The organism is Thalassiella azotivora, assembly GCF_054781695.1.
In genome coordinates this window covers 120,969-138,919 of sequence record NZ_BAAGTX010000011.1, presented here as the reverse complement: position 1 = coordinate 138,919, position 17,951 = coordinate 120,969, and the positions used below count along the sequence as shown (strand labels likewise).

Below are 17,951 nucleotides of genomic sequence, written 5' to 3'. Positions count from 1 at the left end.
GTCTACTCCGTGGCCTACATGGAGAACGACCCCGACCGGCGCCGCTTCTTCGCCTACCTGAACCTCTTCGTCGCCTCGATGCTGCTGCTGGTCCTGGCCGACAGCTACCTGCTGCTGTACGTCGGCTGGGAGGGCGTCGGTCTGGCGTCGTACCTGCTCATCGGCTTCTGGAACCACAACCCGGCCTACGCCGCGGCCGCGAAGAAGGCGTTCGTCGTCAACCGCGTCGGCGACATCGGCCTGGCGCTGGCGATCATGGGCATGTTCGTCGTGTTCGGCGGGGTGGACTTCGGCACGGTCCTCGCCGGTGCCACCGAGTCCGGGGTCGAGCACGAGGGGTGGATGACCTTCATCGGCCTCATGCTGCTGCTGGCGGCCTGCGGCAAGTCGGCGCAGTTCCCGCTGCAGTCGTGGCTCGGTGACGCGATGGCCGGTCCGACGCCGGTGTCGGCCCTCATCCACGCGGCGACGATGGTCACCGCCGGCGTGTACCTCGTCGTGCGGTCCGGCCCGGTGTTCGAGGCCGCCCCCACGGCGCAGCTCGCGGTCGTCGTGGTCGGTGCGGTCACGCTCGTCTACGGGGCCGTCGTCGGCTGCGCGAAGGACGACATCAAGAAGGCGCTGGCCGCCTCCACGATGTCCCAGATCGGCTACATGATGCTCGCCGCGGGCCTCGGTCCGGTGGGCTACGTGTTCGCGATCTTCCACCTCGTGACGCACGGCTTCTTCAAGGCCGGGATGTTCCTCGGTGCCGGGTCGGTCATGCACGGCATGGACGACCGGGTCGACATGCGCCGCTTCGGCGAGCTCGCCGGGCAGATGCGCACGACCTGGTGGACGTTCGGCGCCGGCTGGCTGGCGATCATCGGCTTCCCGCTGCTGTCGGGGTTCTGGAGCAAGGACAAGATCATCGAGGCGGCGTTCATGCCGGTCGAGTCCGAGTGGCGCGCGTGGCTGTTCGGCAGCGTCACGCTGCTCGCCGCCGGGCTGACCGCCTTCTACATGTCGCGGCTCTTCTTCATGACCTTCCACGGCCGCCGCCGCTGGCACGAGGGCGCGCACCCGCACGAGTCGCCGGCGCTGATGACCGTGCCGATGGTGGTGCTGGCCGCCGGCTCCGTGCTGCTCGGTGGCCTGCTGACGATCAACAGCTCGTTCGTGCACTGGCTCGAGCCCGTCGTCCCGGAGGAGCACGTCGACCCGGTGCTGCCGATCCCGGTGATCATGGCCCTGACCATCGTCCTCGTGGCGGTCGGCGTCCTGCTCGCCTGGCGGCAGTACGCCGCGGCCGAGGTGCCGGCGCAGGCGCCGCGCGGCAGCCTGGCTACCCGGGCCGCCCGCCGCGACCTGTTCCAGGACGACGTCAACGAGGCCGTGTTCATGCGCCCCGGCCAGTACCTGACCCGGTCCCTGGTCTACGTCGACACCAAGGGCGTGGACGACGGCGCGGTGGGCGGCCTCGCCCGCGGCGTCGCCGGCACGGCCGGGTGGCTGCGCCGGCTCCAGACCGGGTTCGTCCGTTCGTACGCAGCGTCCATGCTGGCCGGCGTCGTCGTCCTGCTCGGTGCGCTCCTGGTGGTGAGGTGACCGTGGAGTCCTTTCCCTGGCTGACGACCATCGGCCTGGTGCCGCTCGTCGGCGGTCTGGTCGTGCTCGGCCTGCCCTCCGGGCTGCGCCACCTGGCGCGCCCGCTGGCGCTGGTCGTGTCGCTGGTGACCCTCGGCCTGGTCGTGACCGCCGCACTGCGCTTCGACGTCGCCCGCGCCGGTGAGCAGCAGCTCACCGAGCTGCACGAGTGGATCCCCCAGCTCGGGGTGAGCTACGCGCTCGGGGTGAACGGCATCGGCCTGGCCATGCTCGCGCTCGCCGCGGTGCTCGTGCCCGTGTGCGTGCTGGCCACCTGGGACGTCGTCCCGGACGGCGGCGACCCGGTCGCCGCGGACCGCCGGCGCCGCACGTTCTTCGGCCTCGTGCTGGTCCTGGAGACCTTCATGGTCGGCGTGTTCGCCGCCCGCGACGTCTTCCTCTTCTACGTGTTCTTCGAGGCGATGCTCATCCCGATGTACTTCCTCATCGGGAGCTTCGGGGGTGAGCGCGGCCGCTACGCCGCGGTGAAGTTCCTGCTCTTCAGCCTCGCCGGCGGGCTGCTCATGCTCGTTGCCGTCATCGGGCTGTACCTGCAGGGACCGGGCGGCGCGCAGGGCTTCCTCGTCGACAACCTCACCGGCCTGGAGTACAGCAGCGCCGGCGTCGAGCGCTGGCTGTTCGTCGGGTTCTTCATCGCCTTCGCCGTGAAGGCCCCGATGTGGCCCGTGCACACCTGGCTGCCGGACGCCGCGGCGCAGGCGCCGGCCGGTGTCTCCGTGCTCCTCGTGGGCGTCCTCGACAAGGTGGGCACCTTCGGCATGCTGACGCTGTGCCTGCCGCTCTTCCCGCAGGCGAGCCGCTGGGCCGTCCCCGTCGTGATCGTGCTGGCGCTGGTGTCCGTGATCTACGGCGGGCTGCTCGCGATCGGCCAGAGCGACGTGATGCGGCTCATCGCCTTCACGTCGATCTCGCACTTCGGCCTCATCGTGCTCGGCGTCTTCGCCATGACCACCACGTCGCAGAGCGGCGCGGTGCTGTACATGGTGAACCACGGCTTCTCCACCGCGGCGCTCTTCCTCGTCGCCGGGATGCTGGTCGCCCGGCGGGGCTCGCAGCGGATCGCCGACTACGGCGGCGTGCAGCGCGTCACGCCGCTGCTGGCCGGCTCGTTCCTCGTGGCGGGCCTGTCGAGCCTCGCGCTCCCCGGGCTGTCGAGCTTCGTCAGCGAGTTCCTCGTGCTCGTCGGCACCTTCAGCCGCTACGAGTGGGCGGCCGTCGTCGCCTCGCTGGCGCTGGTGCTGTCCGCCCTGTACATCCTGCTCACGTACCAGCGGATGTTCACTGGGCCGGTGCGCGAGCACGTCAAGGCGCTGCCCGACATGAGGGCCCGGGAGGCCTGGGTGGTGGCGCCGCTGGTCGCCGTCATCGTGGCCCTCGGCTTCTACCCCAAGCCCGTGCTCGACGTCCTCAACCCGGCCGTCGAGACGACGATGGACCAGGTCGGCGTGAGCGACCCCGACCCGATCGCCCCGGTGGCCGAGGCCGCTGACGAAGGGAACGACCAGTGAGCCTGCTCGCCATGACCACCGAGTTCGAGGCGCCCGAGATCGGGTGGGCGGCGCTGTCGCCGGTCCTGGCCGTCCTCGGCGTCGCCGTGCTGGGGGTCATCGCGGAGGCGGCCCTGCCCCGGGCCGCCCGCTGGTGGACCCAGGTCGTGCTCGCGGCCGCGGGGCTCGCGGCCGCGCTGCTGCTGCTGGCCACCCAGTGGGCGGACCCGCCGTTCGCGGTGGGCACGGTCGGCCCGGCCGGTGAGGTGGGGCGCCTGACGAACGGACTCAACCTGTCGATCGTGATGGACCGCCCGGCGATCTTCCTGCAGGGCAGCATCGTCGTGCTCGCCCTCCTCGCCGTCCTGACCATCGCCGAGCGCGGTGGCGACGCCGCGCCGTTCACCGCCCAGGCGTCCGCCGTCCCCGGGTCGACCTTCGAGGACGCGGCTCGCCGGGCCGGGCTCGTGCAGAGCGAGGTCCTGCCGCTGCTGATGTTCGCGGTCGGCGGGATGATGGTCTTCTCGTCGGCCGGTGACCTGCTCACGATGTTCATCGCGCTCGAGGTCTTCTCCCTGCCGCTGTACATCCTGTGCGGGCTGGCGCGCCGCCGGCGGCTGCTGTCGCAGGAGGCGTCGCTGAAGTACTTCCTGCTGGGGTCCTTCGGCTCGGCCATGTTCCTGTTCGGCGTGGCCGTCGTCTTCGGCGCCACGGGCACGGTCAGCCTGCTCGCGATGCGCGGCAACATCCCGCCGACGTTCGGCGAGATCCCGCTCGTCGCCTTCGGCGTGGTCCTCCTGCTCGCCGGGCTGCTCTTCAAGGTCGGAGCGGTCCCGTTCCACGCGTGGACGCCCGACGTCTACACCGGGGCCCCGACGCCGGTCACCGGGTTCATGGCCGCGTGCACGAAGATCGCCGCCTTCGGCGCGCTGATGCGGGTGCTCTTCGACGGTCTGGTGACCCTCGAGGAGACGTGGCAGCCCGTGCTCATCGTGGTCACCGTCGCGACCATGGTCGTCGGCTCCGTCGTCGCCGTCGTGCAGAGCGACGTCAAGCGGATGCTGGCCTACTCCTCGATCGCCCACGCCGGGTTCATCCTCACCGCCATGGTCAGCTACACCGACTCGGCCCGCTCCGGCGTCCTGTTCTACCTGCTGGCCTACGGGTTCACGACGGTCGGCGCGTTCGCGGTGGTGTCGATGGTGCGCGAGCGGGTCGCGGCGGACGTCACCGGCGAGGCGACGCACCTGTCGCAGTGGGCCGGCCTGGGCAGGCGCTCGCCGGTGCTGGCCGGGGTGTTCACCCTGTTCCTGCTGGCGATGGCCGGCATCCCGCTCACCAGCGGCTTCACCGCCAAGTACGCCGTGTTCACCGCGGCGGTCGAGGGCGGCCACGCGTGGCTGGCCGTCGTCGGCGTGGTGGCCAGCGCCGTCGCGGCGTTCTTCTACGTCCGGGTGATCGTGCTGATGTACTTCACGGAGCCGGCGGAGGGCTCGGCCACGGTCGCGGCCAACCGTCCGCTGACCGCGGCCGCCGTCGCCGTCGGGGTGGCAGCGACCGTCGCCCTCGGGGTCGTGCCCGCCGCGGTGCTCGACCTGACCGACACCGCCGCGACCCAGCCCGTCGCCGTCGACGCACCGTGACCGCAGCCGCACGGGGGGCCGTCTGGGACGTCCCCACCACCGACCCCGACCTCGCCGAGCGCGTCGCGACGCGGCTCGAGGTCGTCGAGGGGCGGCTGCGCGAGGCGGTCTCCCACGCCGACGAGCTGGCCGACTCGGTGTCCCGGCACCTCGTCGAGGCCGGCGGCAAGCGCGTCCGGCCCCTGCTGACCGTGCTGGCCGCCGAGCTCGGTGACCCCGGCCGCCCGGAGGTCCTCGACGCGGCCGTCGTCGTCGAGCTGACCCACCTGGCCACCCTGTACCACGACGACGTGATGGACTCCGCGCCCACGCGGCGCGGGGCCCCGGCGGCGCACGCGGTCTGGGGCAACAACGTCGCCATCCTCACCGGGGACCTGCTGTTCGCGCGCGCGTCGCGCATCGTCGCCGGCCTGGGGCCGCAGGCGGTCCGGATCCAGGCCTCGACCTTCGAGCGCCTGTGCCTCGGCCAGCTGCACGAGACCGTCGGGCCCGCCGAGGGGGACGACCCGGTCCGGCACTACGTGCAGGTCCTCGCGGACAAGACGGGCTCGCTCATCGCGACCTCCGGTCGGTTCGGCGCGATGTTCGCCGGCTGCCGTGACGACGTCGTCGACGTCATGATCCGCTACGGCGAGCAGGTCGGGGTCGCCTTCCAGCTGGCGGACGACGTGCTGGACCTCGCCAGCGGCAGCGAGCAGTCCGGCAAGACGCCGGGCACGGACCTGCGCGAGGGCGTCCCCACGCTCCCGGTGCTGCTCGCGCGCCAGGCCGCCGCCGAGGGTGACGCCGGCGCGCGCGACGTGGTCCGGCTGCTCGACGGCGACCTGACCGACGACGCCGCCCTCGCCGACGCCGTCGCCGCCCTCGTCGAGCACCCCGCGACCGCGCGCGCACGGTCCGAGGCGCGGCGCTGGGCGGACGACGCGGTCGCCACCCTCGAGCCCCTGCCCGAGGGGCCGGCCAAGGAGGCGCTCACCGCCTTCGCGCAGTCCGTCGCCGACCGCACCGCCTGACCCGCAGGCACCCGTCGGACTCGCACTCAGCGGGCTGAGTGCGAGTCCGCGTCCCTTGGTGGCGCACTAAGCGGGCTGAGTGCGAGTCCGCGTCCCTTGGTGGCGCACTAAGCGGGCTGAGTGCGAGTACGGGTGCTCGCGGAGCTCAGCGGCGGGGCCGGTACACCTGGACGACGGACGGCCGGGGACCGGCGAACAGGCCCGGGCGGGGCGGCGTACCCGGCTCGAGGTAGTCCGGGAAGTAGGAGCGCGGCTGCTCCCACGACCCGTCCTCGCCGGGGTGCTGCACGGCCACGTAGACGACGCCGTCGCGGTCGTCCACCACCGGCCCGCAGGTCTCCGCGTCGGTGGGGACGGCGAGGAACTGCTGCACGTGCCCCCGCTCCGGGCCGGTGACGGGCACCTTGAACAGGGCGTCGTCCAGGCCGATGCTGCCGGGCTGCCCGTCGGTGGACACCCAGAGGTTGCCCTCGGAGTCGAACGCCACGTTGTCGGGGCACGAGATGGGGGCCACGGGCCCGGTCCACCCGCCGAAGTACGTCCCTGCGCTGTCCGCGTCGCCGCACACGAGGAAGAGGTTCCAGGTGAACGTCGTCGCGGCGGCGTCGCCGCCGTCCTCGAGGATCTCGACGACGTGACCGTCCTTGTTCGGCGTCCGCGGGTTCGCCTCGTCCGCTCCCGGGCGGCCCGGCGCGCCGCGCTGGCTGTTGTTGGTGCACGCGACGTACACCGCGCCCGTCACCGGGTTGGCCTGCACGTCCTCCGGCCGGTCCATCTTCGTGGCGCCGACGGCGTCGGCCGCCAGTCGCGTGTGGACCAGCACCCGCTCCACGGAGAACCCCGGCACCTGCGACCGGCCGTCGCGGACCAGCGGGATCCACTCGCCGGTACCGTCGTGGACGCCGTCCTCGGACCCGTCGCCGGTGAACCGGGCGACGTACAGGTCACCGGCCGCCAGGAGCTGCTTGTTGTGCTCCCGGTCGCGACGGCTGCTGCCGGTGCGCATCCGGTCGCGGGAGACGAACTTGTATACGTAGTCGAACCGCTCGTCGTCCCCCATGTACGCGACGACACGGCCGTCCGCGGCGACCCGGACGGTGGCGCCCTCGTGCTTGAAGCGGCCGAGGGCCGTGTGCTTCACGGGCGTGGACGTGGGGTCCATCGGGTCGAGCTCGACGACCCAGCCGAACCGGTTCGGCTCGTTCTGGTACCCCGGGGTGCGGGCGTCGAAGCGCGGGTCGACCGTCTCCCAGCCCCGGCTGGTGGGCCGCTCGCCCAGGCCGTAGCGCGAGTTCTCCGGTGAGGCGGGTGCCCGGAAGTACTGGTTGACGTTCTCCTCGCCGGACAGCACCGTGCCCCACGGGGTGGTGCCGCCGGCGCAGTTGTTCACGGTGCCGAGGGCGGTGCGCCCCTCCGGGTCGTCCGCGGTGCGCAGCAGCGGCGAACCGGCAGCCGGGCCGCTGAACGCGAACGGGGTGGACGCCGTCACGCGGCGGTTGAGGTGCCCGTGCCGCTGGTACTCCCACGGGTAGCCGGGTCCCCGGCGTCGCAGCTCGACGACGGACATGCCGTGCGCGGCCATCGCGATCCGCTTGCGCTCCTCGAGCTCGGCGGCGTCGTCGGTCGGGGGGAACATCAGGTTCTCGTTGGTGTACTCGTGGTTCGCGACGAGCACGGCGCGCCGCCCGCGCTCGCCGTCGAGGGGCAGCACGTCGACGTAGTCGTTGTTGTAGCCGAACTGGCGGGACTGCTGCTCGGCGGTCTGCCGGTGCACGTCGAACGGCCTGCCGCCCTGCAGGACCGGGTCGCCCCAGCGGATGATCGCGTCCCAGCGGTAGCCGTCGGGGACCGTGACCGCGTCGACGGTCGCGGGGACCGGGGCGATCGGGGTGAACGACAGGCCGCGTCCGGCACCGGTCACCGTGCCGCCGACCTTCGCGGCGTCCGCCGTCGTGGACGTCGCCGCCGCGCCGCCCGCGGGGGTGAGGACGAGCGCGAGCGCACCCGCCACCCCGCCGCCGACGACGGCCCGGCGGGACAGGGCACGGGACGCGACGTCCCGGAAGTGCTCGTTGTCGGTCGTGTTCGGCACCGGCTGGAAGCAGGCGTCACCGCACCTGAGGTGGCAGGTGACGGGGCTTCGTCCGCCGTGGGTCCGCCCGGCCATGGGCAGCAGCGAGCGGCGATCGGGGGTGGTGGTCACTGGGGACTCCCTGCTTGGCGAATCGGCACCGGTCCTGGGCGCCGGCGCGTTCGGTCCGGACGCTAGGCACTCCAGGCGACGCCCGGGGCGAGCGCCGGGTGTCCGGCCGGTGAACGGCGGGCGAGGTCTGCCGGACGTCGGCGGTGGTCACGACGCGGTGAGCGCCGTCCAGTGCAGCGCCCTGGCCACGGTCGCGTGCAGGCCCTTGGGGTGCGCCCGGAACAGCGGCTCGGACCCGAAGGAGACCACCGCGGCGCCCGACTCGTCGACCCCGCGGACGACGAGCGCCTGGCCGCGCGCGGCGTCCTGGCCGCCGGTGCCGGACGACGTCGCCCGCCAGTGCCCGGACACGAGCGGCCCGGTGGCGGTGAACCGCTGCTCCACGGCCACCTCGGGACCGAGGTCGGTGAACCAGCGGGGCGAGTAGACGAACGAGTGCCCGGGCGCGCCTGCCGTCAGCGGCCCGGAGGCGTTGTCGACGGTGACGACGCCGTTCGCGTCGCTGCGGCCGGCCACCGGGGTGAGGGTCAGCAGGTCGAGCTCGCCGTTGGCGGCGCTGCCGGTGCGACCACGGGTGACGACACCGCCGTCGTCCACCCACGCCTCCAGGGCCGCCCGGGCGTCGGGGGACAGCGCCCCGACGTCCAGCCCGGACGACACCATGAGCACGTCGACGCCGTCCCAGCCGAAGCCGCCGTCGAGGACCGCCGTCGACACGGGCAGCACGTCGAAGCCCATGTCGCGCAACGCCCACAGCTCGTCGTTGGCGACGGCGGCGGCGACGGTCAGGGACTCCATCACCGGCCCCCCGGGTTCGTCCGCGGGCGTCAGGACGACGCCGTGCGCGCTCACCGCCGCGGCGGCGGCGCCGCGGTGGGCGGCGGGGACGACGACGCTGCCGCCGTCCGTCCAGCGCACCGGCACGCCCGCGACGAGCAGGTCGTTGAGCGCGCGCACCTCGGCCGGGTCGTCGAGCCGCAGCTCGAGGTCCCCGGCGGTGTCGGGGAGGGACCCGGTCGGCGCGGCGGAGCGCACGTCCCGTCCGACGACGCGCGGCCGCTCGTCGTCCACGCGGACGACGGTGGCGCCCCACAGCAACCCCAGGCTCCAGCCCGACACGTCGTACATGGCGTCGACGTCCGCGCTGATGTCGCTGCCCGCGGCGAGCAGGACGTTGGCCATCCCGCGCTTCGGCTGGTGCATGTCCACCACGTACGAGCCCGCCGGGTACGTGCGGCCCTGCACCCGCACGGGGGCGCTCGCCCGGACGACGTCCACGTCGTTGGCGACGAGGTGGTCCACCAGCCGAGCCGCGGCGACCTCGGACCGCTGGTCCTCCCCGGTGGGGATGAGGTACGCCTCGGGGAAGTCGGTGACGTACACGTCCTCCGGCCCGATCTCCGGGAAGAGGTCGGGGGTGACGGGCCGCTGCGGCTCGCCGGCCGCGCCCCGGCGGAACAGCTCGATCTGGTCGGCGACCATCTCGGTGCGGTGGGTGTCCGTGTACGTCACGGCGGCCCGGACGGCGGCCTCCGCGATGTCGGTGTTGATCGCGCTGCGGCGGCGCAGCTCCTCGACCGGCAACCCGTAGGACTGGTTGTTGACCCGCAAGGGGATCTCGATGGTGTGCGAGACCGCGCCGTGGAACGCCGCGTACTGCGGGGTGAAGATCGGCGGCCAGTCGTCCCAGCCCTCGTCCCAGTCGCGGAACGGGATCTGGACGGGCTCGACGCCGTCCGCGGCCTCGGTGTACCCCAGGCCGTTGACGGCGGCCTCCATCGCCAGGCCGTTGGGGTAGGCGTGCTTGATGAACAGGTCGTACTCGTAGTTCTCGCCGTGCGGGGGAGTGGTGGGCTCGATCAGGGTGCCGTTGACGTAGCCGTGCAGGTCGAGCATCACCAGCGGCTGGGTGTCGATGACGACCTGGCGGACGGCGCGCACCTCGGCCTGCGTGGCGGTCGCGAAGTCGCGGTTCATGTCGAACCCGTTCGCGTTGGCGCGCGTGTTCGCGACCCGGCCGTCGGGGTTCATCGTCATGACGAAGTACAGCCGGCTGCGGTCGAGCAGGGTGTCGACGGCAGGGTCCTCGCTGGTGGCGAGGTCGGTGACGACGCGCAGGGCCGCGTCGGTGCCCTCCCACTCGTTGCCGTGGATGTTCGCGTTGACCAGGACCGGGGCCTTGTACCGGTTCGGGATGCTCCGGTCCCGGGCCGCCTGCGCGGACTGGTCCTTGATGCGGTCGCGCAGCCGCTGCTGCTGCAGCGCCTGCCCGGGGGACTCGGGCGAGGTGAGGGTCACCAGGTAGAGGTCGCGGCCCTGCCCGGAGGTGCCGATCACCTCCACGCTGACCCGGTCGCTGGCTGCCTGCAGCGCGTTCAGGCGCGGGGCGAGCTCGTGGTACGGGACGAGACCGAGCCGCAGGGAGGCGTCGGTGGGGTCGACCGGCGGCTCGGGCAGCACCTGCTGTCGCGGGTAGGCGAGGTCGCTGGGACGTCGTCGCTCCCCGCCGGCGTCCGGGTCGGCCGTGGTGGCTGCGACCGCCGACCGCTCCGGTCCGTTCGCGGGCGCCTCGCGGACCGGCTGCCGGGGGCTCTGACCGGGCGGCGCCGGTGCGGCCGTGCCGGCGGCCGCGGGGGCGACCAGCGCGGCGCCGAGCGCCAGGCCGAGGGCGGCGCGCACGAGCGGGCGCCGGGACGGACGGGGACGACGTCGGCTCATGGCCGCACCTCCGCGGGTCGGGTGCCGGCCTGTCTAGTCCTGTCCGGTTCGCCCCGACAAGCCCTACCCGTCAGTTCGTCCCACGACTCCTCCCTGACCGTTCATCGACGGACGGTGAGCGGACGCCCACCGCCCGTCACCCCCCGAGGACCGCACCTTTCCACCAACCTGCGGTGGGGAGCCCTCCGAGGACCGCACCTTTCCACCAACCTGCGGCGGGAGCCCTCCGAGGACCGCACCTTTCCACCAACCTGCGGCAGGGAGCCCCCCGAGGACCGCACCTTTCCACCAACCTGCGGTAGGGGGAGCCCGGAGGACCGCAGGTTTCCACCGCTGCGGTCTTGGGGGCGGATCAGGTGGCGACGGAGGCGGCGGCGCGAGCCAGTCGTGCCCGGCTGCGCGCGGTCCGGACGCCGTCCGAGGTGAGCACGACGAGCGCGACCCAGACGAGCGCGAAGCCGGCCCACCGGGACGCCGGCATGTCCTCGCCGACGACGAGCACGCCGATGGAGAACTGCAGTACCGGGGCCAGGTACTGCAGCATCCCGATCGTCGACAGCGGCACCCGTCGGGCGGCGGCGGCGAAGCACAGCAGGGGGACGGCGGTGACGAGCCCTGTGGTGGCCATCAGCAGCGGGTGCGCCCACGTCGTCCCGGCGCCGGTCGTGAACGTGCCCCTCCCGGTGGCCTCGAGCCACACGAGGAACGCCAGAGCCAGCGGCGTCAGCACGGCGGTCTCGACGCTGAGGCTGGCCACCGCGCCCACCCCGCGGCCCACCCGGTTCTTGACGAAGCCGTAGAACCCGAACGAGAACGCCAGGGCCAGCGCGATCCACGGGGGGCGCCCGTAGTCGACGGCGAGCACCACGACGGCGACGGTGCCGACCCCGACCGCCACCCACTGGGCCGGCCGCAGCCGCTCGCGCAGGACGGCCACGCCGAGCACCACGGTGACGATCGGGTTGATGAAGTAGCCCAGGGACGTCTCCACCACCTGGCCGGAGTTGACCCCGTAGATGTAGACGCCCCAGTTGACCGCGATGAGCACCGCGCCGAGGGTCAGCAGGCCGAGGTTCGGGCCGGACCGGAAGGCCGCGGTGACCTCGCGCCAGCTCCGCAGCACCGCCAGGACGACGGCGCAGACCAGGAACGACCACACCACCCGGTGGGCGAGGATCTCCACCGCCCCGGCCGGAGCGAGCAGCGGGAAGAAGAGCGGGAAGACCCCCCACATGAGGTACGCGGACGCGCCGAGCAGCGTGCCGCGCCGACGCTCCGGGTAGGCGTCGACCGATTCATGGGATGTCACGGGGGAACGATAGTGCCCCCGGCCCGTCGTCCCCGACGCGTCAGTCCCGACGCGTCAGCCCTGCACCGTCCAGGTGTCGCTGCCCGCGAGCAGCGCCTCGAGGTCGGCGTCGGTCGCGGGCCCACCCGCGGCGTCCTGGGCGCCGTCCACCTGGGCCCGGACCAGGTCGTCGTACGTCGGGCGCTGCACCGACCGGAAGACCCCCACCGGGACGTGCGCCATCTCCGGGCCGTCCAGGCGCGACAGCGCGAACGCCAGCGACGGGTCCTCGGCGTCGACGTCGTGGACGACGACCTCGCGGCCTGCCGCGTCCGCCTCGCGCACCGCCTCGACCCCGGCCCCCGCGCGCACGACGACCTTGCGGTTGTCCTCGGTGCCGAAGGCGACGGGCTCGCCGTCCACGAGGTGCACGAGCCGGGCCTGCTGCTCGGTGCGGTCCTTGAGGACGTCGAAGGCGCCGTCGTTGAAGATCGGGCAGTTCTGGTAGATCTCCACGAGCGCGGACCCGCGGTGCTCGACCGCCGCCCGCAGCACCGACTGCAGGTGCTTGCGGTCGGAGTCCATCGTGCGGGCGACGAACGACGCCTCCGCGCCGAGCGCCAGGGAGACCGGGTTGAACGGCCCGTCGACGGACCCGACCGGGGTCGACTTGGTGACCTTGCCGACCTCGGAGGTGGGCGAGTACTGGCCCTTCGTCAGCCCGTAGATCCGGTTGTTGAACAGCAGGATCGTCAGGTTGACGTTGCGCCGCAGCGCGTGGATCAGGTGGTTGCCGCCGATGGACAGGGCGTCCCCGTCGCCGGTCACGACCCACACGTTGAGGTCCGGACGGGACGTCGCCAGGCCGGTCGCGATGGACGGCGCGCGGCCGTGGATCGAGTGCATCCCGTAGGTGTCGAGGTAGTACGGGAACCGGGAGGAGCACCCGATGCCGGAGACGCAGACGACGTTCTCGCGGCGGATGCCGAGCTCGGGCAGGAAGCCCTGGACGGCGGCGAGGATGGCGTAGTCGCCGCAGCCGGGGCACCAGCGCACCTCCGAGGAGGAGGTGAAGTCCTTCTTCGTCTGCGCCGGTGCGCCCTCGGGCAGCGTCGGCACGCCCTCCAGGCCGGAGCGGAACGCGGGCATGCCCATCTCGACGGCGCTCACCGCGCCACCTCCTCGCTGTCGGACCCCGCGGACGGCGCGGGGTCGCCGGCGTCCGCGGTCTCGTGGACGGCGGGGCCGGGGGCGACCTTGGTGATCGCCTGCACCAGCTCCGCCGACGTGAACGGCAGGCCGCGGACCCGGTTGTAGCCCACGACGTCGACCAGGTAGCGCGCGCGCAGCAGCAGCGAGAGCTGGCCGAGGTTCATCTCGGGCACCAGCACCCGCTCGTAGCGCCGCAGCACGTCACCGAGGTTGGCCGGGAAGGGGTTCAGGTGGCGCAGGTGCGCCCGGGCCACCTCGGTGCCGGTCGCGCGGGCCTCCCGGACCGCCGCGGCGATCGGCCCGTACGTCGAGCCCCAGCCCAGGACGAGCACCCGCGCCGTCCCGGTCGGGTCGTCGACCTCGACGGGAGGCACCTCGACGCCGTCGACCTTGGACTGGCGCAGCCGGACCATCAGGTCGTGGTTGTCGGGGTCGTAGGAGATCTCGCCGGTGCGGTCGGCCTTCTCGATGCCGCCGATCCGGTGCTCGAGGCCGGGGGTGCCGGGCACCGCCCACGGGCGCGCCAGCGTGTCGGGGTCGCGCAGGTACGGCTGGAACACCGGCGTGCCGTCCTCCGCGGCGGCGTTCGGCCCGGTCGCCAGCTCGACCTCGTGCCGGGGCAGGTCGGCCAGGGACGGCAGCCGCCACGGTTCCGAGCCGTTCGCGAGGTACCCGTCGGACAGCAGCAGCACCGGCGTGCGGTACGTGGTGGCGATCCGGACGGCGTCCAGCGCGGCGTCGAAGCAGTCCACGGGGGACGACGGCGCCACGATGGGCACGGGCGCCTCGCCGTTGCGGCCGAACATCGCCTGCAGCAGGTCGGCCTGCTCGGTCTTCGTCGGCAGGCCCGTGGACGGCCCGCCGCGCTGGACGTCGACGACGACGAGCGGCAGCTCGAGGGAGACCGCCAGCCCGATCGTCTCGGACTTCAGCGCCAGGCCCGGTCCGGACGTCGTGGTGACGCCCACCGCCCCGCCGAAGGACGCGCCGAGGGCCATCCCGATCGCGGCGATCTCGTCCTCGGCCTGCAGCGTCGTCACGCCGAAGCGCTTGAGGCCGGAGAGCGTGTGCAGGATGTCGCTGGCGGGCGTGATCGGGTACGAGCCGAGCACCATCGGCCGGCCGGCGAGGTGCGCGGCGGTGACCAGTCCGTACGCGAGCGCGACGTTGCCCGTGACGTTGCGGTAGCGCCCGACCGTCGCCGGCGCGGGCGCCACCTGGTAGCGGACGGCGAACGCCTCGGTGGTCTCGCCGAACGCCCAGCCGGCCCGGAAGGCCCGCAGGTTGGCCTCGAGGATGTCCGGCTTCTTGGCGAACTTGGTGCGCAGGAAGCGCTCGGTGCCCTCGGTGGGCCGGTCGTACAGCCACGTCAGCATCCCGAGCGCGAACATGTTCTTCGAGCGCTCGGCGTCCTTGCGGGACAGCCCGAGGCCGTCGAGGGCCTCGACGGTCATCGAGGTCAGCGGCAGCGAGTGCACCTGGTAGGAGGCGAGCGTGTCGTCGTCCAGCGGGCTCGTCGCGTAGCCGACCTTCGCGAGGTTGCGCCTGGTGAACTCGTCGGCGTCGACGATGACGACGCCCCCGCGGGGCAGGTCCGGCAGGTTCGCGCGCAGCGCGGCCGGGTTCATCGCGACCAGGACGTCGGGGGCGTCGCCGGGGGTCAGGACGTCGTGGTCGGCGAAGTGGAGCTGGAAGCTCGACACGCCCGGGAGCGTCCCCTGGGGGGCGCGGATCTCCGCGGGGAAGTTCGGCAGGGTGGCCAGGTCGTTGCCCAGCGCCGCCGTCTCCGCGGTGAACCGGTCGCCGGTGAGCTGCATGCCGTCACCGGAGTCCCCCGCGAACCGGATCACGACCCGGGGGACCTGCTCGACCTTCTTCTCGGTCCTGCTCGTCGCCTGCTCCGGGGCGTCTCCGGGAGCCTGCTCACCGACCGTCGTCATGCTGCTGCCCAACGTTCCTGGAGGGGTCGTCAGGGCAGGCTGCCCTGACCTTCTTCATCGTAGGTCCGGACGGCCGTTCTCCCGGAATGCGGTACCTCACAGGTCCGGATGCTGGGACCGGCCGTCCGAGGAGTGGCTCGCGAGCCGCGGGTCCGCGGGCCGGCCGCGCGGGCGGCGTGATCGGACTAGGCTCCCGGGCGTGGTGACGTCCGGTGCGCTGTCCAGCACGCTGGGAGGCCACCTGCCCGCGGTGGCCTCCGGTGGCGACCGGCCCGCGCCGTACGTGGTCGTGGCCGCCGTGCTGCTCGCCGGCGTCCTGCTGTTCGCGGGCGGCATGGGCGCGAACCGGCTGCTGCGACCGAGCGCGCCCTCGCGGGCCAAGGCCACGACGTACGAGTCCGGCGTCGACCCGGTGGGCGAGGGGTGGGCCCAGACGAACGTGCGGTACTACCTGTTCGCCTACCTGTACGTGGTCTTCGCGGTGGATGCCGTGTACCTCTTCCCGTGGGCGACGGTCGTCGACTACTACGGGTGGGCAACGCTGGTGGAGATGGGGATCTTCCTGGGCGTGCTGGCGGTCGGGCTGGTGCACGCCTGGAGGGCGGGGGTGCTGCGGTGGGTGTGAACCTCCCCGACCCGCGGGTGCGTCCGGCCGACGCGTCGGCCGCACCCTCCGTCGGACCGGTGTCCGCGCTCGCCCCCGACCCGATCCGGGTCGTCCTGAACTGGGGACGGCGCTACAGCCTGTGGGTCTTCAACTTCGGCCTGGCCTGCTGCGCGATCGAGTTCATCGCCGCGTCGATGACCCGCCACGACTTCATGCGGCTCGGCGTCATCCCGTTCGCCCCCGGCCCCCGGCAGGCCGACCTCATGGTCGTCTCCGGCACGGTGACGGACAAGATGGCGCCGGCGGTGCGGCGGCTGTACGACCAGATGCCCGAGCCGAAGTACGTCATCTCGTTCGGGGCGTGCTCGAACTCCGGCGGTCCCTACTGGGACTCCTACTCGGTGACCAAGGGCGTCGACCAGGTCGTGCCCGTGGACGTCTACGTCCCCGGCTGCCCGCCCCGCCCGGAGGCGCTGCTGCAGGGCATCGTCAAGCTCCAGGAGAAGATCGCCGCCGAGCACCTGGGGGAGCGCTACGGGGGTGGCGATGAGCGAGCCTGACGTCCTGGCCCGGTCCCTCGCCGACGCCCTCGGCCTGCCCGCCGACGCGGTGACGACGTCGGACGCCGACGGCACCCCCTGCGTGGACGTGCCCGTCGACCGCTGGGCCGACGCGGCCCGGCACGCCCGCGACGCCTGGGGGCTGGTGTTCTTCGACTGGCTGTCCGGGGTCGACCAGACCGACGTCGCGGACGACCCCGGTGTGGACGTCGTCGTGCACCTGGCCCACCCGCCCTCACCGGACGAGGGCCTGAGCCGGGTGCTGCTCCGCACCCGCGCTGCCCTGCCGGACCTGCGGGTCCCGAGCCTCACCGGCGTCTTCGCCGGCGCCGCCTGGCACGAGCGCGAGACCCACGAGATGTTCGGGGTCGACCCGGTCGGGTTCGACGACGGCTCCGGTCTCGGGTTGCGGCCGCTGCTGCTGCCCGACGGCTTCGAGGGCACGCCGTTGCGCAAGCAGTTCCAGCTCGCGGCACGGGCGGCCAAGCCGTGGCCGGGCGCGAAGGAGCCGGGGGAGTCGCACGCGGACGGCGCCTCGCCGTCGCGACGCAAGCTGCTGCCCCCGGGCGTGCCCGACGCCGCCACGTGGGGCCCGCGCCGCCCCGACGGCCCTGACGACGGACCCGCCGCGGACACGTCGCCCACGGGCGGTGACGACGGTGCCTGAGGCCCTGGAGGTCGTCCTGCGCGCGCTCGCCGTCCTCGCGGCGTTCCTCGTCCTGCCGCTGGCCGTCGGCCAGACCGAGCACAAGGTGATGGCGCACATGCAGGGCCGGATGGGCCCCATGTACGCCGGCGGCTTCCACGGGTGGGCGCAGCTCGTCGCCGACGGCGTGAAGTTCGCGCAGAAGGAGGACGTCACCCCCGCGGCCGCCGACCGGACGGTGTTCCGGCTCGCCCCCGCGGTCGCCCTCGTGCCCTACCTGGTGGCCCTCGCCGCGATCCCGCTGGCGCCCGGTGTGGTCGCCGCTGACGTCGACGCCGGGCTGCTGTTCGTGCTCGCCGCCTCCGCGGTCGGCGTCCTGGGGACCCTCATGGGCGGGTGGGCCAGCGCGAACAAGTACTCCCTCGTCGGCGGCCTGCGCACCGCGGCGCAGCTGCTCGCCTACGAGCTGCCGCTGGTGCTGGCCGCGACGTCGGTCGCGATGGCCGCGGGGACGCTCGACCTCACCGGCATCGCGCAGGCCTGGGAGCCGTGGTGGCTGCTGTGGCAGGCGCCGGCGGCCGTCGTCTTCCTCGTCGCCGGGGTCGCCGAGCTGCAGCGCCCGCCGTTCGACATGCCGATCGCGGACGCCGAGCTCGTGATGGGCCCGTACACGGAGTACGGCGGCCTGCGGTTCGCGCTGTTCCTGCTCGCCGAGTACGCCGGGATCGTCGTCGTCGCCGGCCTGTTCACCGTGCTCTTCCTCGGCGGCTGGGCGGGGCCGTTCCCCGAGGCGCTCGGCTGGCTCTGGACGCTGCTGAAGGCGTTCGCCGTCGCCGTCCTGGTCATCTGGATCCGGGTGGCGTGGCCGCGGCTGCGCGAGGACCAGCTGCAGGCCCTGGCCTGGAAGGTGCTGGTGCCCGTGGCGCTCGCCCAGCTCGCGCTGACCGGCGTCCTGGTGGTGGCCCTGTGAGCGGCCCCGCGAGCGAC

13 protein-coding genes are annotated in these 17,951 nt (G+C 73.3%); 8 read left to right on the top strand and 5 right to left on the bottom strand.

All coding sequences use genetic code 11. The annotated features are described in order from the left end of the window. The 4 genes from nuoL to ACYVQV_RS09520 form a co-directional block, all read left to right on the top strand. Positions 1-1,587, top strand: a 1,587-nt coding sequence (nuoL, locus tag ACYVQV_RS09535) for an NADH-quinone oxidoreductase subunit L (RefSeq protein WP_461023034.1), incomplete at its 5' end; no start/stop codon positions are given. Positions 1,588-1,589: 2 nt separating this feature from the next. Then, on the top strand, positions 1,590-3,155 hold the full coding sequence (locus ACYVQV_RS09530) for an NADH-quinone oxidoreductase subunit M (RefSeq protein WP_461023033.1): 1,566 nt from the start codon (positions 1,590-1,592) through the stop codon (positions 3,153-3,155). A gap of 11 nt (positions 3,156-3,166) precedes the next feature. Next, positions 3,167-4,777, top strand: a complete 1,611-nt coding sequence (gene nuoN / locus ACYVQV_RS09525; RefSeq protein ID WP_461023032.1) for an NADH-quinone oxidoreductase subunit NuoN — start codon at positions 3,167-3,169, stop codon at positions 4,775-4,777. Beyond that, positions 4,774-5,790, top strand: coding sequence for a polyprenyl synthetase family protein (locus tag ACYVQV_RS09520; protein ID WP_461023031.1), 1,017 nt, complete (start codon positions 4,774-4,776; stop codon positions 5,788-5,790). The genes nuoN and ACYVQV_RS09520 overlap by 4 nt, the downstream gene beginning before the upstream one ends. Positions 5,791-5,935: 145 nt before the next feature. On the opposite strand, the gene ACYVQV_RS09515 is transcribed toward ACYVQV_RS09520, so the two are convergent. The 5 genes from ACYVQV_RS09515 to ACYVQV_RS09495 form a co-directional block, all read right to left on the bottom strand. After that, on the bottom strand, positions 5,936-7,957 hold the full coding sequence (locus tag ACYVQV_RS09515) for a PhoX family protein (protein WP_461023045.1): 2,022 nt from the start codon (positions 7,955-7,957) through the stop codon (positions 5,936-5,938). A 183-nt stretch (positions 7,958-8,140) separates the two neighbouring features. After that, complete coding sequence (locus ACYVQV_RS09510) at positions 8,141-10,711, bottom strand: M14 family zinc carboxypeptidase (protein ID WP_461023030.1); 2,571 nt, start codon at positions 10,709-10,711, stop codon at positions 8,141-8,143. A gap of 352 nt (positions 10,712-11,063) precedes the next feature. Beyond that, the gene (rarD, locus tag ACYVQV_RS09505; protein WP_461023029.1) at positions 11,064-12,020 is read right to left on the bottom strand and encodes an EamA family transporter RarD; all 957 of its coding nucleotides are present in this window, start codon (positions 12,018-12,020) and stop codon (positions 11,064-11,066) included. Between the two features lie 54 nt (positions 12,021-12,074). Then, positions 12,075-13,154: a 2-oxoacid:ferredoxin oxidoreductase subunit beta gene (locus ACYVQV_RS09500; RefSeq protein WP_461023044.1), complete on the bottom strand. Its 1,080-nt coding sequence runs from the start codon at positions 13,152-13,154 to the stop codon at positions 12,075-12,077. Between the two features lie 11 nt (positions 13,155-13,165). Continuing rightward, positions 13,166-15,151 (bottom strand): 2-oxoacid:acceptor oxidoreductase subunit alpha, encoded by a 1,986-nt coding sequence (locus tag ACYVQV_RS09495; RefSeq protein WP_461023028.1) that lies wholly within the window; start codon positions 15,149-15,151, stop codon positions 13,166-13,168. A gap of 229 nt (positions 15,152-15,380) precedes the next feature. On the opposite strand from ACYVQV_RS09495, the gene ACYVQV_RS09490 reads away from it, so the two are divergent. Genes ACYVQV_RS09490 through nuoH form a run of 4 tightly spaced genes read left to right on the top strand, consistent with a single transcriptional unit; the run spans position 15,381 to position 17,934 of the window. Further along, positions 15,381-15,776 (top strand): NADH-quinone oxidoreductase subunit A, encoded by a 396-nt coding sequence (locus ACYVQV_RS09490; protein WP_461023043.1) that lies wholly within the window; start codon positions 15,381-15,383, stop codon positions 15,774-15,776. A 17-nt stretch (positions 15,777-15,793) separates the two neighbouring features. After that, on the top strand, positions 15,794-16,318 hold the full coding sequence (locus tag ACYVQV_RS09485; RefSeq protein WP_461023042.1) for an NADH-quinone oxidoreductase subunit B: 525 nt from the start codon (positions 15,794-15,796) through the stop codon (positions 16,316-16,318). Beyond that, on the top strand, positions 16,305-16,985 hold the full coding sequence (locus ACYVQV_RS09480) for an NADH-quinone oxidoreductase subunit C (RefSeq protein WP_461023027.1): 681 nt from the start codon (positions 16,305-16,307) through the stop codon (positions 16,983-16,985). The genes ACYVQV_RS09485 and ACYVQV_RS09480 overlap by 14 nt, the downstream gene beginning before the upstream one ends. Further along, positions 16,978-17,934 (top strand): NADH-quinone oxidoreductase subunit NuoH, encoded by a 957-nt coding sequence (nuoH, locus tag ACYVQV_RS09475; RefSeq protein WP_461023026.1) that lies wholly within the window; start codon positions 16,978-16,980, stop codon positions 17,932-17,934. Before ACYVQV_RS09480 ends, nuoH begins: the two co-directional genes overlap by 8 nt. Positions 17,935-17,951: the final 17 nt, after the last annotated feature.

Bases quoted from the DNA above. Each gene is read 5' to 3' on its own strand.
- nuoN (WP_461023032.1), top strand. From the start codon at position 3,167: ATGACCACCGAGTTCGAGGCGCCCGAGATCGGGTGGGCGGCGCTGTCG.
- ACYVQV_RS09515 (WP_461023045.1), bottom strand. From the start codon at position 7,957: ATGGCCGGGCGGACCCACGGCGGACGAAGCCCCGTCACCTGCCACCTC.
- ACYVQV_RS09510 (WP_461023030.1), bottom strand. From the start codon at position 10,711: ATGAGCCGACGTCGTCCCCGTCCGTCCCGGCGCCCGCTCGTGCGCGCC.
- ACYVQV_RS09500 (WP_461023044.1), bottom strand. From the start codon at position 13,154: ATGGGCATGCCCGCGTTCCGCTCCGGCCTGGAGGGCGTGCCGACGCTG.
- ACYVQV_RS09495 (WP_461023028.1), bottom strand. From the start codon at position 15,151: ATGACGACGGTCGGTGAGCAGGCTCCCGGAGACGCCCCGGAGCAGGCG.
- ACYVQV_RS09480 (WP_461023027.1), top strand. From the start codon at position 16,305: ATGAGCGAGCCTGACGTCCTGGCCCGGTCCCTCGCCGACGCCCTCGGC.